The organism is Methylobacterium sp. WL69, from assembly GCF_008039485.1.
Taxonomy (GTDB): Bacteria; Pseudomonadota; Alphaproteobacteria; order Rhizobiales; family Beijerinckiaceae; genus Methylobacterium.
On sequence record NZ_VRUZ01000024.1, the window covers coordinates 11,991 to 26,066 of the forward strand.

Annotated in this window: 11 protein-coding genes; 9 read left to right on the forward strand and 2 right to left on the reverse strand. The window is 71.0% G+C overall.

What is annotated here, in order from left to right; genetic code table 11:
- Window positions 1–94 precede the first annotated feature (94 nt).
- The 4 genes from FV218_RS09345 to FV218_RS09360 all read left to right on the forward strand — a co-directional run bounded on the left by FV218_RS09345 (window position 95) and on the right by FV218_RS09360 (window position 5,017).
- The gene (locus FV218_RS09345; RefSeq protein WP_147709524.1) at window positions 95–763 is read left to right on the forward strand and encodes a hypothetical protein; all 669 of its coding nucleotides are present in this window, start codon (window positions 95–97) and stop codon (window positions 761–763) included.
- A gap of 127 nt (window positions 764–890) precedes the next feature.
- Window positions 891–2,267 (forward strand): pitrilysin family protein, encoded by a 1,377-nt coding sequence (locus FV218_RS09350; RefSeq protein ID WP_147709525.1) that lies wholly within the window; start codon window positions 891–893, stop codon window positions 2,265–2,267.
- A gap of 74 nt (window positions 2,268–2,341) precedes the next feature.
- Entirely contained in the window at window positions 2,342–3,637 is a 1,296-nt protein-coding gene (locus FV218_RS09355; protein WP_147709526.1) for a pitrilysin family protein, read from the forward strand.
- A 768-nt stretch (window positions 3,638–4,405) separates the two neighbouring features.
- Entirely contained in the window at window positions 4,406–5,017 is a 612-nt protein-coding gene (locus FV218_RS09360) for a HupE/UreJ family protein (protein WP_147709527.1), read from the forward strand.
- A gap of 212 nt (window positions 5,018–5,229) precedes the next feature.
- Here the strand turns inward: FV218_RS09360 and FV218_RS09365 are convergent, their stop codons facing one another.
- Window positions 5,230–5,859 (reverse strand): NAD(P)H-dependent oxidoreductase, encoded by a 630-nt coding sequence (locus tag FV218_RS09365; protein WP_147709528.1) that lies wholly within the window; start codon window positions 5,857–5,859, stop codon window positions 5,230–5,232.
- Window positions 5,860–5,995: 136 nt separating this feature from the next.
- Between FV218_RS09365 and FV218_RS09370 the strand changes: the two genes are divergently transcribed.
- From FV218_RS09370 to FV218_RS09390, 5 genes are all read left to right on the forward strand, one after another.
- Window positions 5,996–6,946 carry a ring-cleaving dioxygenase gene (locus FV218_RS09370; RefSeq protein ID WP_056090757.1) on the forward strand — a complete coding sequence of 317 codons (951 nt, stop codon included), beginning with the start codon at window positions 5,996–5,998 and terminating at the stop codon, window positions 6,944–6,946.
- Between the two features lie 263 nt (window positions 6,947–7,209).
- Window positions 7,210–7,983, forward strand: a complete 774-nt coding sequence (locus FV218_RS09375) for a ferredoxin--NADP reductase (RefSeq protein WP_056090760.1) — start codon at window positions 7,210–7,212, stop codon at window positions 7,981–7,983.
- Between the two features lie 47 nt (window positions 7,984–8,030).
- Window positions 8,031–8,717, forward strand: a complete 687-nt coding sequence (gene bioD / locus FV218_RS09380; protein WP_147709529.1) for a dethiobiotin synthase — start codon at window positions 8,031–8,033, stop codon at window positions 8,715–8,717.
- Between the two features lie 182 nt (window positions 8,718–8,899).
- Window positions 8,900–10,753, forward strand: a complete 1,854-nt coding sequence (locus tag FV218_RS09385; protein WP_187273012.1) for a KUP/HAK/KT family potassium transporter — start codon at window positions 8,900–8,902, stop codon at window positions 10,751–10,753.
- A 144-nt stretch (window positions 10,754–10,897) separates the two neighbouring features.
- A complete protein-coding gene (locus FV218_RS09390) occupies window positions 10,898–12,055 on the forward strand; it encodes a histidine kinase dimerization/phosphoacceptor domain -containing protein (protein WP_147709531.1) in 1,158 nt (385 codons plus the stop codon).
- Between the two features lie 472 nt (window positions 12,056–12,527).
- Here the strand turns inward: FV218_RS09390 and FV218_RS09395 are convergent, their stop codons facing one another.
- On the reverse strand, window positions 12,528–14,060 hold the full coding sequence (locus FV218_RS09395; RefSeq protein ID WP_147709532.1) for an acyl--CoA ligase: 1,533 nt from the start codon (window positions 14,058–14,060) through the stop codon (window positions 12,528–12,530).
- Window positions 14,061–14,076: the final 16 nt, after the last annotated feature.

The following is a 14,076-nucleotide window of genomic DNA, read 5'->3' on the forward strand; positions in this document are numbered from 1 at the left end:
GTCAGGCGTTCGAAGCCGGATCAGGACCGCGTCTCGAACGCGACCATTCGAGCCCGGGACCGGGCGCGACGACCGGACGGGCATCGGGGGCGGCATGATTGGACAACGTGGGTTCCTCTACTCCGTGACGGGCACCTTGGTGACGGGCCTTCTCGCAGGCGCGGGCATCCTCGCCGGCCCCGGCGCCGCCCAGGCCCAGCAGGGCGTGTTCATGCGCGACGCGCTGAGCAACATCGGCCTCATCGAGCCGGAGAAGCCGGCCATCACCTACCGCGAGCGCGCCCCCCTGGTGATGCCGCCGAAATTCGACGGCAAGGCCCTGCCGCCGCCGCGCAAGGCCGAGGCCTCGCCGCAATGGCCGAAGGACCCGGAGATCGCCCAGCGCGAGCGCGAGCGCGTCGAGGCGCGCAAGCCCATCGTCCGCGGCGCCCAGGGGCGCATGGACGACAACAACATGACCCTGTCCATCGACGAGATGCGGGGCGGGCGCCGGGCCGACGCGCAGGTGCGCACGGAGCCGGGCCGTCCCGAGGGCGAGACCGCCGACCGCAACTCGTTCTGGTCGAACCCCTTCGGCCTGCGCTCCGACGCGGCGGCCGAGCCGTCCCTGGTGGAGCCCGACCGCGACGTGCTGACCGATCCGCCCACCGGCTACCGCAAGCCGCCCCGCAAGGTCGCCAAGTCGAACGGCGACCCCGTCAACAATCCCTCGCGCGAGCGCGAGGAAGCCGATCCGGGTGCCTATATCCGCAACCGGAACTGAAGTCTTCGCCGGCCTCCGGCCGGTTCACGCGTTTGGCCCGGCCGTTGCGGCGGGTGCCGGACTTCCGTGTGACGCTCAACGAGACGGACGGTCCCGCGCGGACCGAACGCTGAAGGAAAGCTCTTCGATGCATCTGTTCCGGAAGGACGTTCCGCTTCTCGGTCCCACACGCCGCCATGCCAGCGCCGGCCGCGCCGAATCCGCCCCGTTCGGGCGTTCCGAGGCCGGTGGTCCCGATGTCGGTGCCTTCACCCTCGACAACGGCCTCGACGTGGTCGTGGTGCCGGATCACCGGGCGCCCGTGGTCACCCACATGGTGTGGTACCGCAACGGCTCGGCCGACGACCCGCAGGGCCAGTCCGGCATCGCCCACTTCCTCGAGCACCTCATGTTCAAGGGCACCGAGCGGCACCCCGTCGGCGCCTTCTCGAAGGCGGTCTCGGGCCTCGGCGGCCAGGAGAACGCGTTCACGAGCTACGACTACACCGCCTATTTCCAGCGGGTGGCCCGCGACCATCTCCAGACCATGATGGAATTCGAGGCCGACCGCATGACCGGCCTCGTCCTCGACGACGCCGTGGTAGCGCCCGAGCGCGACGTGGTGCTGGAGGAGCGGCGCATGCGGGTCGAGACCGACCCCTCCGCCCAGCTCTCCGAGGCCATGGCCGCCTCCCTGTTCGTGCATCACCCCTACGGCACGCCGATCATCGGCTGGATGCACGAGATCGAGGACCTGAACCGCACCCACGCGCTGGACTACTACAAGCGCTTCTACACCCCCGAGAACGCCATCCTGGTGGTGGCCGGCGACGTCACCCCCGACGACGTCCGCCGCATGGCCGACGCCACCTACGGCCGCGTCACCCCCCAGGGCGCCCGGCCCGTGCGGGTGCGGGCCCGGGAGCCCGAGCCGAAGGCCCTGCGCCGCCTCGCCGTGGCCGACCCCAAGGTCGAGCAGCCGACCCTGCAGCGTCTCTACCTGACGCCGTCCTGCATCACGGCGAAGGACGGCGAGTGCCACGCCCTCGAACTCCTGGCCGAGGTGATGGGCGGCGGCTCGACCTCGTACCTCTACCGCAAGCTGGTCATGGAGCTCGGCGTCGCCGTGAATGCCGGCGCCTGGTACATGGGCTCGGCCATCGACGACACCCGCTTCTCCGTCTACGCGATCCCGGCCGAGGGGATCAGCCTGGAGAAGCTCGAGGAAGAGGTCGACCGGGTCCTGCGCCGGGCGCCGTCCGAGGCCCTGAACGCCGAGGCCATCGAGCGGGCCAAAACCCGCCTCGTCGCCGAGACGGTCTATTCGTCGGACAGCCAGTCGTCGCTCGCCCGCATCTACGGCTCGGCGCTGGCCATCGGCGAGACCATCGAGGAGGTGCGGCGCTGGCCGTCCGACATCGAGGGCGTGACCCAGGCACGCCTGGCAGCCGTGGCCGAGCGCTACCTCGTCCCGCAGCGCTCCGTCACCGGCTATCTCACCAAATCCCGCGACGCCGACGCCTGATAGGCGCTCCGCCCGGATTTCGGGGCCGTGGCGCGACGCGCGCGCCGGGCCCGGCCCAGAACAACGAGGTTCCCATGACCATGGCTCCCCAACTGGTCGACACCGCCAACCGCCCGGCCCAGTCGCCGACGCAGGCCGTGCCCGTCGCCACCGCCGCCGGCATCGAGGCCTGGCACGTCGAATCCCAGGTGGTGCCCCTCATCGCCCTGGCCTTCACCTTCGAGGGCGGCGCGGCGCAGGACCCCGAAGGCAAGGCCGGCGTCGCCCAGATGCTGGCCCGCCTCCTCGACGAGGGCGCCGGGGATCTGGTCTCCGACGCGTTCCAGGAGCGCCTGGCCGCCCGCGCCATCGAGCTGTCGTTCCACGCCGGCGCCGATGCCCTGGGCGGCTCCCTCAAGATGCTGGTCAAGCACGCCGACGAGGCCATCGACCTCCTGGCCCTGGCCCTGGCGAAACCCCGCCTCGACCCCGACGCCATCGAGCGGGTGCGGGCCCAGACCCTGGCCGGCCTGCGCTACCAGCAGAACGACCCCGGCGTGATGGCCTCGCGCCGCTTCTTCGCCGAGGCCTATGCCGGCCATCCCTACGCCCGGCCGTCGTCGGGCACGCCCGAGAGCATCGCCGCCATCACCCGCGACGACCTCGTCGCCATGCACCGCAAGCTCGTCGGCCGCGGCGCCGTCAAGGTCGCGGCCGTGGGCGCCATCGACGCCGCCCGCCTCGCCGACGCCCTCGAGCGCGCCTTCGGCCGACTCGACCTCGCCGCTCCGCTGACGGCGGTGCCGCAGACGCAGGTTCAGAACCTGGGCCACCGCCACGTCGTCGATATCGACGTGCCGCAATCGGTCCTGCGCTTCGGCATGGGCGGCGTGCCGTGGCGCGACCCCGACTTCATCCCGGCCTACGTGCTCAACCACATCCTCGGCGGCGGCTCCTTCACCTCGCGCCTGTTCCAGGAGGTGCGCGAGAAGCGCGGCCTCGCCTATTCGGTGGGCACGTCCCTCGTCAGCCACCGCGCCTCGGCCATGACCTGGGGCTACACCGCCACCAAGAACGAGCGCGTCGGCGAGGCCCTCTCGGTCATCGGCGACGAGATCGGCCGGCTCATCGCCGAGGGTCCGTCCGACGAGGAACTGCAGAAGGCCAAGGACTACCTCACCGGCTCCTACGCGCTCGGCTTCGACACCTCGACGAAGATCGCCCACCAACTCGCCCAGATCGCCTTCGAGGGCCTCGGCATGGACTACATCGCCCGGCGCAACGACCTCGTCGCCAACGTCACCCAGGCCGACATCCGCCGCGCCGGCGCCCGCACCTTCGCCGACGGAAAAATGCTCGTCGTGGCCGCCGGCCGGCCCACGGACTTCTGATCCGGTACCTGCGCGCTCGCCCCCCCTTGCGGGGCGCTTAGGAGGTGGTGAATCGCGGGTCCCGTCTCCCGGAAGGCGGGGGCAGCGCAGATGGCGTTTGGGGCGTTGGAAACTCCCGCAACGCTGTGTCACCCTAGGGCCGCGCAGCGGAACCCGGGACCCAGAAACACCGGTTTTGCAGGGTTTTGCGCTGTCGGCGGCTCTGGATTGCACGCCTCCGGCGCGGCCCTCCGGGTCCGGGTTCGCCTGCGGCGCCCCGGAATGACACCGGAGGTCCTGTGCGATCGCCCTGCCTGGAAGGCTACGGCATTCACATATCTCGCGGGCAGCACGGGTCCCCTCTCCTGGAAGGAGAGGGACAGGGTGAGGTGTGTGACCTATTCGGAGATGTCCCACACCTCACCCCAACCCTCTCCTTTCAGGAGAGGGAGCCCCGGTGCGCCTCCCGCCCGCATCCGGATGCTTGCCGCTACATGGAATCGGCACATTCGCAGTTGTGTGAATCCGGTAGCCTGGAAGGAGAGGGCTGGGGTGAGGTGTGCGAACTTTTCGGAGAGTCCACGACCCTCACCCCAACCCTCTCCCAAACAGGAGAGGGGGCCGGTCGCGGTTCATCTGCGATCGCCCCGCCGGGAAAGAGCGTGAGCCGGTAACAACCAATCGATGCCGAGCCATCGACCACGTTTGGTAGGACCTCGTCCGGGGGTGCCCCCGGGGCATGGCGGTTGCTACAGTGACGCCGCCTGCCACCGCTCTCGGGACATCCGGATGCCCTCTGCCCTGCCGACGCTCCTCGCCCGCGCGGCGATCCTGCCCCTCGCACTCGTGATCGCCACGCCCGCCTGGGCCCATCCGGGCCATGAGGCCGGGGGCCTAGCCGGGGGCCTGGTCCAGGGCTTCCTCCACCCCCTCGGCGGCCTCGACCACGTCCTCGCCATGGTGGCCGTGGGGCTCATCGCGGCGCGGATCGGCGGGCGGGCGCTGCTTCTCGTGCCGGCGTCCTTCCTCGCCATGATGGCACTCGGCGGCGCGGCCGGGGCCGCCGGCCTGACCCTGCCCCATGTCGAGACCGGCATCGCCCTGTCCGTCGTCGTCCTCGGGGCCGTCCTGGCCCTCGGCGCCGTACCGCCCGTGGCCGGGGCCATGGGCCTCGTCGGCACCTTCGCGGTGTTCCACGGCCTCGCCCACGGCGCCGAGATGCCGGGCGCCGCCTCGGGCCTCGCCTACGGCCTCGGCTTCCTCGCCGCCACCGCCCTCCTGCACGCCGCCGGCCTCGGCCTCGGCCTCGCGGCGGCGCACCGCACGACGGGCCCGGCCCTGCGGGTCGCCGGGGCGGCCCTCGCCGCCGCCGGCCTCGGCCTCCTCGCCGGGGCGTTCTGACGCCAAGTCTTGTGGGCGTTTTGACCGATCCGTTCGGTCGAATCGGCCGACTGCTGAAAGATAGAGGGCAGCACGGGTCCCCTCTCCTGAGAGGAGAGGGACAGGGTGAGGTGTGCGAACTCTCCGAATAGGTCCCACACCTCACCCCAACCCTCTCCTTCCAGGAGAGGGAGCCCTGGTGCGATCACTCGATCCGAAGCGATCAAGCGGAGTTAGTCTGATAAGGTCGCCGCCAGGGCCTCGGCCTCGGCGCGGCCCCTGGCCCGCGACTCCCGGTCGAGGTCGGCGCCCATCAGGCCCTTCTCCACCAGGATCTGATGCACGTGCGTGATGCCGACCATGCGCAGCCAGGTCGCCATGTAGGTCGACTGGTGGTCGTAGATCTCCGCCGGGAAGTCGGCCCCGATGGCGACGCCGCGGGCGTTGATCACCACGGCTTTCGCGGTGAGCAGGCCGTTCTGGCCGCGCTCGTCGAAGCTGAACAGCAGGTCCTTCTGCGACACGAGATCGAACAGGTGCTTGAGCCGGTACGGGATCGTGTAGTTCCACATGGGCACGCCGAACACCATGAGGTCGGCGGCCTGGAAGCGCCCGGCGAGGGCGCGGATCGTGGTCCACGCCTCGTCCTGGGCCGGGCTCGGGGCCTCGCCCGAAAGGGCCGCGTACTTGCCGGCCAGGGCCTCGCCGTCGAACTCGGGCAGGTCGGTGTTCCACACGTCCAGGGTGTCGACGGTGCCGTCCGGGTGGCGGGCCGTCCAGGCGTCGAGGAAGGCGTGCGCCACCGCGATGGAGGCGGAGCGGTCCTTGCGGGGCGAGGCTTCGACGTAGAGAAGGTGCGGCATCGATGGCTCCGGGTGGGGGACGCCTCCGACCTATCGCGACGGGCGCGCCGGGCCAGGGGGCGCACGGCTTTGTCATTCCCGGGCGCCGCCCCCATCTGACGTCCATCCCCATGGCGTCACAGGCCGGAACCGCCCGATGCACCTCACCGGAATCCACCACCTCACCGCCATCACGGCGCGGGCCCCCGACAACGCGGCGTTCTACACCCGCACCCTCGGCCTGCGGCTGGTGAAGAAGACGGTGAACCAGGACGACGTCTCGGCCTATCACCTGTTCTACGCCGACGGCCTCGCCTCGCCCGGCACGGACGTGACGTTCTTCGACTGGCCGGCGCCCCTGGAGCGGCGCGGCACCAACAGCATCACCCGCACGGGCCTGCGCGTGGCGGGCGCCGGGGCCATCGACTGGTGGCGGGAGCACCTCGCCCGGGAGGGCGTCGCCCATGCGGGTCCGGTCGAGCGCGACGGCCGCCTCAGCCTCGACTTCGAGGATGCCGAGGGCCAGCGCTTCATGCTCGTCGACGATGGCGGCGCCGGTCCGGCCCATCCCTGGGCGGGCAGCCCCGTGCCGGCCGAGCACCAGATCCGCGGCCTCGGGCCGATCCGCCTCGCCGTGGCGCAGGTGGAGCGGACGGAGGCGGTGCTGACCGAGGTCCTGGGCATGCGCCACGACCGCACCTACGACCTGCCGGAGGGCGCGGTCCGGGTCTGGCGCATGGGGCAGGGAAAGCCGGGAGAGGGGGGCCCGGCCGCCGAGCTCCACCTCCTGTCGCAGCCCGACGGGCCGCCGGCCCGCCAGGGGGCGGGGGCCGTCCACCACGTCGCCTTCCGCATCCCCGACGCGGACTACGCGGCCTGGGCCGATCGCCTCAAGGCGAAGCGCATGCCGACGAGCGGCCCCATCGACCGGTTCTACTTCCAGAGCCTGTACTTCCGCGAGCCCAACGGCATCCTGTTCGAGATCGCCACGGACGGCCCCGGCTTCACCGCCGACGAGCCCCTGGAGACCCTGGGGCAGCACCTCGCCCTGCCGCCGTTCCTCGAAGGCCGCCGCGCCGAGATCGAGGCGGGGCTGAAACCACTTTGATATCGGTTGCCGGTTGTTCGCCAGGAATCGACCGGTCGCGACGGGCTCCCTCTCCTGAAAGGGGAGGGGACCCGCGTCACCGAACTGGTCCGGTGAAAACCCCTGACCTCAGCGCGCAGTAATTCGGAGCGATTCCAGACAGTTGCGAGAACGCCACGGCGCCATGCGCTGCGGGGCACCTGTGCGCCCGCACCGCCTTGACGCGGGCCCCGCAGGTGCGAGAAGACCCCCGCAAAGCTTCGAGACTCGAGACGGACCCGGCGATGAGTAAGTTCAACGAGGAGCGCGTGCTCTCCGTCCACCACTGGACGGACACCCTGTTCTCCTTCCGCACCACCCGCGATCCCGCATTCCGCTTCCGCAACGGCGAGTTCGTGATGATCGGCATCGAGGTGGAGGGCCGCCCGCTCCTGCGCGCCTATTCGGTGGTCTCGGCCAATTACGAGGAAGAGCTCGAGTTCTTCTCCATCAAGGTCGCCAACGGGCCCCTGACCTCCAAGCTCCAGCACCTCAAGGTCGGCGACCCGATCATGGTCGGCAAGAAGCCCACCGGCACCCTGGTGCTCGACAACCTGATGCCGGGCAAGAATCTCTACCTGCTCGGCACCGGCACGGGGCTCGCCCCGTTCATGTCGATCATCAAGGATCCGGAGACCTACGAGCGCTTCGAGAAGGTCGTGCTCGTCCACGGCTGCCGTCAGGTGCAGGAACTCGCCTATGGCGAGACCATCACGGAGGCTCTGCCCAACCACGAGTTCCTCGGCGAGGTGATCTCCGCCGGGCTGATCTACTATCCCACCGTGACCCGCGAGCCGTTCCGCAACCGCGGCCGGATCACCGACCTGATGACCTCCGGCAAGCTGTTCGCGGATATCGGCCTGCCGATGATGTCGGTGGAGAACGACCGCTTCATGCTGTGCGGCAGCCCGGACATGATCCGCGACACCCGCGAATTGCTCACCAGCGGCGGCTACGTCGAGGGCAACCACGGCGAGGCCGGCCACTACGTCATCGAGAAGGCATTCGTCGAGAAATGAGCCGCGTCGAGAAGTGAGCTGCGTCGAGACGTGAGCCGGGTCGAGACGTGAGCGGCACCGTCTTCATCGCCGGCGCCGGGACCGAGATCGGCAAGACCTACGTCACCGCTGCCCTGACGCGCCGCCTGCGGGCGCAGGGGCACGCGGTCCGCACCCTGAAACCCGTCGCCAGCGGCGTGCCGGCCGTGGCGGACCCCGCGTTTGCCCTCAGCGACACGGCGATCCTGCTGGCGGCGCAGGGGCTCGCCGTGACGGAGGACAGCGTCGCCGCCTGCTCGCCCTGGCGCTTCCGCGCCCCCCTCGCCCCCGATCTCGCCGCCGCCCGCGAGGGCCGCACCCTGGCGCTCGCCGACCTCGTCGCCTTTTGCCGGGCCGAGATCGCCGCGGCGCCGCCGGGCGCCACCCTGCTCATCGAGGGCGTCGGCGGCCTGATGAGCCCGGTCACCGCCGAGCACACCGGCCTCGACTGGCTCGAAGCCCTGGCCGTGCCGGCGCTCCTCGTCTCCGGCTCCTATCTCGGCGCCATCAGCCACGCCCTGACGGCGGCCGAGACCCTGCGCCATCGCGGGGTTCCCCTGCGCGGCCTCGTGGTCTGCGAGAGCGCGGACGCGCCGACGCCCCTCGAAACCGTGGCCGCCGCCATCCGCCGCCACGTCGCCGTCCCGGTCCACGCGATCGCGCGCGGCGGCGCCTGCCCGGACGATCTCGCCACCCTGATCCGGGCGGGGGCCTGAGGACCGGACGCGTCCGGCACGTTCCGGCGCCGCCTTTCATCCCTGGACGCGGGCCCGTGATCCCCTACCTCGTCGCGGAAGAAGCGTCGCCGAGGCGCCCGGCCGGAGATCAATCCTTGTCCCAAGATCAGCCTCGGTCCCAAGATCAGATCCGGACCGGGCGGGGCCTCGCGCGCCCGGCCGTGCTCATCGGCGCCCTCGGCATCGTCTACGGCGATATCGGCACCAGCCCGCTCTACGCCTTCAAGGAGGCCGTGCGGGCGGCGAGTGCCGGCGCCCCGCCGACGCCCATCGCCGTCACCGGCGCGGTGTCGCTGATCCTGTGGGCGCTGATCCTCATCGTCTCCATCAAGTACGCCGTGCTGATCCTGCGCGCCGACAACCGGGGCGAGGGCGGCATCGTCGCCATGCTGGCGCTGCTCGGCGCCCGCCACGCCAAGCCCGGCTCGTGGCAGGCCGTGCTCCTCGTGGTCGGCCTCGTCGGCGCGGCGCTGCTCTACGGCGACGGGGCCATCACCCCGGCCATCTCGGTCCTGAGCGCCGTGGAGGGCCTGAAGGTCGATGCCCCCGGCCTGTCGCGCTTCGTCGTGCCCATCACCCTGGCGATCCTGGTCGGGCTGTTCCTGGTCCAGAGCAAGGGCGTCGCCTTCATCGGGCGCATCTTCGGGCCGGTGATGCTGGTCTGGTTCGTCGTCCTGGCCCTGATGGGCCTCGGCGGCATCGTCCACGCCCCGCAGATCCTCGGGGCGGTGAACCCCCTGCGCGCCGTGGATTTCCTGCTCCATGCCGGCTGGCACGTCAGCTTCGCCATGCTGGGCGCCGCCTTCCTGGCGGTGACCGGCGGCGAGGCGATGTACGCCGATCTCGGGCATTTCGGCGCCGGGCCGATCCGCGTCTCGTGGTTCGGCCTCGTGCTGCCGGCCCTGGTGATCCACTATTTCGGCCAGGGCGCCCTGCTGCTGGCCGAGCCCGACGCCATCGAGAACCCGTTCTACCGGCTCAGCCCCGACTGGGCGCATTACCCGCTCATCGGTCTGGCGACCCTCGCCACCGTCATCGCCTCGCAGGCGATCATCTCGGGGGCATTCTCCCTGACCCAGCAGTCGATCCAGCTCGGGTTCCTGCCGCCCATGCGGGTGGTCCACACGGCGCGCCACGAGCGCGGGCAGATCTACGTGCCGGTGGTGAACTGGCTCCTCGCCGCCGCCACCGTGAGCGCCGTGCTCATCTTCGGCACCTCCGACGCCCTGGCCGGCGCCTACGGCATCGCCGTGTCGTCGCTCATGGCCATCACCACCCTGCTGGCCGCCCTCGTGGCGCTGAAATGGGGCTACAACCCCGTGGCGGTCTTCGCGCTCAACGGGTTCTTCCTCGCCATCGACCTCGTCTTCCTCGGGGCCAACAGCGTGAAGCTGTTCGAGGGCGGCTGGTTTCCGCTCCTGCTCGCCGGGCTGGTGGCGTTCCTGATGCTGACCTGGCGCAAGGGCACCGGGCTGGTGGAGGCGGCGCGGGTCGGCCTGCGCCAGCCGGAAGACGAGTTCCTGGCGCAGCTGCGCCGGGACCCGCCCCTGACCCTGCCGGGCCGCGCCGCCTTCCTGTCCTCGGCGACGAGCGGCATCCCGCTCCACCTGTCGCGCTTCGTCGAGCGCAGCCACGCCCTGCACAAGCGCATCCTCATCGTCACCGCCTTCTACGAGGAAGCGCCCGTGGTGCCGCGCGAGCACCGTGCCGAGGTCTCGGCCGTGACGCCCGACATCACCCGGCTCACCCTGCGCTACGGCTTCATGGAGGATGCCTCGATCCCCGAGGGGCTGGCCTGCGCCGTCCAGGCCGGCAAGCTCCCGCCCGAATGGCTCGACGATCTCACGATCTTCATCGGCCACGAGACCATCATCCCGAAGAGCGACGACCGCGGCATGGCCGACTGGCGGGAGGGGCTGTTCGCCTTCCTCCTGCGCAACGCCGAGCGCACCGGCGCGCATTTCTGCGTGCCGACGCGCCAGCTCGTGGAGGTCGGTACCGAGATCGAGATCTGAGCCCCGGACGCCGAATCGGCGGACGCGCGGCGCCGCGGCGGCCGTGGCACCGCGCCGTCGTGAGACGCCGCGCACTTGCGAGCCGCCGCCGGGCGCCGCAAGAAGGAGCCCGAGTGCCACGCCGACCCACGGAATCCCAAGCGTATGCCCGAACTCGCCCCCAAGGCCCTGGCGTTCCGCCTGCGCCAGCAGGCGATCCTGTCCGATTTCGGCGTCGAGGCCCTGCGGGCCACCGAGCTGCTGCCCCTGCTCCAGCGCGCCACCGAGCTCTGCGCCGAGGGCATGGAGGCGGAGTTCTGCAAGGCGCTGGAGTACAAGCCGCATCAGGATTGCCTCCTCGTCTGCGCCGGTGTCGGCTGGAACGCCGATGCCGTCGGCACGGCCGTCGTCGGGGCCGATCTCGCCTCGCCGGCGGGCTACGCCCTCAAGACCGGGCGGCCGGTGATCTCGAATCACCTGCAGGACGAGACACGGTTCCGAACCCCGAAGCTCATGGCCGACCACGGCATCCGCCGGGCCATCAACGTGCTCATCGCCAACCGCGACGGTAATTACGGCGTGCTGGAGGTGGACGACACCCGCGAGGGCCAGTTCGAGGAGGCGGACATCGCCTTCATGCAGGGCTTCGCCAACCTCGTCGGCGGGGCCATCGAGCGCCAGCGCGCCGAGGCCCGGCTCAAGGCCGCCGTGGAGCGCCAGGAGCTGCTGTCCCGGGAGATGAGCCACCGGGTGAAGAACAGCCTCGCGGTGGTGGCCGGCTTCCTCGGGCTCCAGGCGCGGGGCTCCGACAACGAGGACGTCAAGGCGGCCCTCGCCGATGCCCGCACCCGGGTCGAGGCCGTGGCCCAGGTCCACGACCAGCTCTGGCGCCAGCCGAGCCTCGAGGCCATCGACGTCGCCGGCTTCCTCGAGGCCCTGTGCGCCAAGCTGCAGGAGAGCGCGCCGGCCCACGGCCTCGTCTGCCGGGCGCAGACGGTGAACATCCCCGCCGACCTCGCGATCCCCCTCGGCCTGTTCGTCAACGAACTCGTGACCAACGCCATCAAGTACGCCTATCCGGACGGCGCCGGCGAGATCCGGGTGACGGCCCGGGCGGCGGAGGGCGGCTTGCGCCTCACGGTCTGCGACGACGGCGTCGGCCTGCCGGAGGGGTTCGATCCCGCCGCGCCGCGTCGCGCGAGCCTCGGCATGCGCATCGTCAACAGCCTCGCCCGCCAGCTCGGCGGCCCGCTCACCGTCGCCACGGATCGCCCCGGCGCGCACTTTTCCCTGCTGATCGTCCCACCCGACACCGCCGGCTGAGGTTTTGGCGGGCGCGTCCCTGCGCCATGCCAGATCCGGTGATCACGCCGGATCGAGCGGTCGCGACCGGCCCCCTCTCCTTTCAGGCAGGGCGATCGCAGATGAACCGCGACCGGCCCCGTCTCCGTCCGGGTGACGGCATTCCCCCAACGCGCGGGCAGCGCAGGTCCCCTCTCCTGGAAGGAGAGGGACAGGGTGAGGTGTGGGACTTATCCGGAGAGTTCACACACCTCACCCCAACCCTCTCCTTTCAGGAGAGGGAGCCCCGGTGCGCCTCCCGCCCGCATCCGGATGCCTGCCGCTGCTTGGAATCGGCCCACTCGTAGTTGTGTGAAGCCGGTAGCCCAAACAGGAGAGGGGGGCCGTCGCGGTTCATCTGCCATCGCCCTGCCTTCGAGGGGAGGGGACCCGCGATGCACTGCGTCCCCCGGCGATCGGTACGGCGGACTGAACCGATCGGCCGGAAACCGCCTCAGACCAAGCCGAGCTTCTGCGCCAGGCCGATGCGCTGGAGCTTGCCCGTGGCGCCCTTGGGGATCTCGTCGAGGATGAGGATCTTGGCCGGCACCTTGAAGGCGGCCAGCCGCTCCAGGGCGAAGCTGCGCAGGTCCTTCTCCACCAGGGTCTGGCCCTCGCGCAGGACGATGGCCGCCGCGACGTCTTCGCCGAGCTTGTCGTGGGGCATGGCGAAGGTGACGCATTGCGACACCGCCGGGTGGTCCATGAGGATCTCGTCGACCTCGCGCGGCGAGATCTTTTCGCCGCCGCGGTTGATGATCTCCTTGAGGCGGCCGGTGAGCGACAGGTAGCCCTCCGGGGAGAGCGAGCCCTGGTCGCCCGTGCGGAACCAGCCCTGCTTGGTGAAGGCCTCGGCGTTGGCCTTGTCGTTGTTCTCGTAGCCCGCCATCACGTTGTCGCCGCGGATGACGATCTCGCCGATCTCGCCCATGGGGAGCGGCTCGCCCTCGTCGTCGACGATGGCGATCTCGGGGCCGGCGGCGAGGCCGACCGAGCCGGCGTAGTGGGGTTTCGGGGGCAGGGGGTTCGAGGCCATCTGGTGGGCGGCCTCGGTCATGCCGTAGGCCTCGATCAGGGGCGCGCCGAACACGTCCTCGATCTCCTTCATCACCTGCGGCGGCATGGAGGACGAGGACGAGCGGATGAACCGCAGGGGATTGGCCTCGATGACCTCCTTGTTGCGGTTGGCCCGGCCGAGGATGGCCTGGTGCATGGTCGGCACCGCCGTGTACCAGGTCGGGCGGACCTCACCCATCCAGCCGAAGAACTTCAGGGCGTTGAAGCCCGGCGTGCACGACACCTGACCGCCGGCCGACAGCGGCGCCAGGATGCCGGCGATGAGGCCGTGGATGTGGAACAGCGGCATGATGTTGAGGCCGCGATCCCCCGCCGTGAACGCCACCGCCTGCCGGATGTTGCGGGCCGAGGCGCAGACGTTCGACTGCTTCAGGGGCACGATCTTGGGGCGCGAGGTCGTGCCCGAGGTGTGGAGCACGAGGGCGATGTCGTCGGGCTCCGCCGGGCCGCCGTTGGCGGCGGGCGCGGCCGCCTCGCCCGGGAACGCCAGGGTGAAGGAGCCGGCGCCCTCCCCGGGGGTCGGCCGCAGGCGCACCACCGGCACGCCGAGCTTTTCCGCCACGGCCACGGCCGGGGTCTCGGAGCCTTCGGCGACGATGAGCAGCCGGGCGTTGAGGTCGTTCAGGTAGAACGTGAACTCGTCGGCCTTGTAGCTCGGGTTGAGGGGGGCCGAGGTGGCGCCCGCCGCCACGGCGATGAAGGCGGCGGCCATCTCGGGGCCGTTGTCGAGGACGATGCCGACGCGGTCGCCCCGGCCGATGCCCTGCCGGTTGAGGTCCGCGATGGTCCGCTCCGTGAGCGCCCGCAACCGTCCGAAGGTCAGGGGCACGCCGCCGGGGCTCGACAGGGCGGTGGCCTCGTCGGCGCCGGCCCGGATCAGGCCGTGGAGGGTGGTGGCGTTCTCGGCCATGGAAGGTGTCCTTGAA

Coding starts and splice junctions, on each gene's coding strand:
- FV218_RS09390 (WP_147709531.1), top strand. CDS start 10,898: ATGCCCGAACTCGCCCCCAAGGCCCTGGCGTTCCGCCTGCGCCAGCAG.
- FV218_RS09365 (WP_147709528.1), bottom strand. CDS start 5,859: ATGCCGCACCTTCTCTACGTCGAAGCCTCGCCCCGCAAGGACCGCTCC.
- FV218_RS09360 (WP_147709527.1), top strand. CDS start 4,406: ATGCCCTCTGCCCTGCCGACGCTCCTCGCCCGCGCGGCGATCCTGCCC.
- FV218_RS09395 (WP_147709532.1), bottom strand. CDS start 14,060: ATGGCCGAGAACGCCACCACCCTCCACGGCCTGATCCGGGCCGGCGCC.
- FV218_RS09345 (WP_147709524.1), top strand. CDS start 95: ATGATTGGACAACGTGGGTTCCTCTACTCCGTGACGGGCACCTTGGTG.
- FV218_RS09355 (WP_147709526.1), top strand. CDS start 2,342: ATGACCATGGCTCCCCAACTGGTCGACACCGCCAACCGCCCGGCCCAG.
- FV218_RS09375 (WP_056090760.1), top strand. CDS start 7,210: ATGAGTAAGTTCAACGAGGAGCGCGTGCTCTCCGTCCACCACTGGACG.
- FV218_RS09370 (WP_056090757.1), top strand. CDS start 5,996: ATGCACCTCACCGGAATCCACCACCTCACCGCCATCACGGCGCGGGCC.
- FV218_RS09350 (WP_147709525.1), top strand. CDS start 891: ATGCATCTGTTCCGGAAGGACGTTCCGCTTCTCGGTCCCACACGCCGC.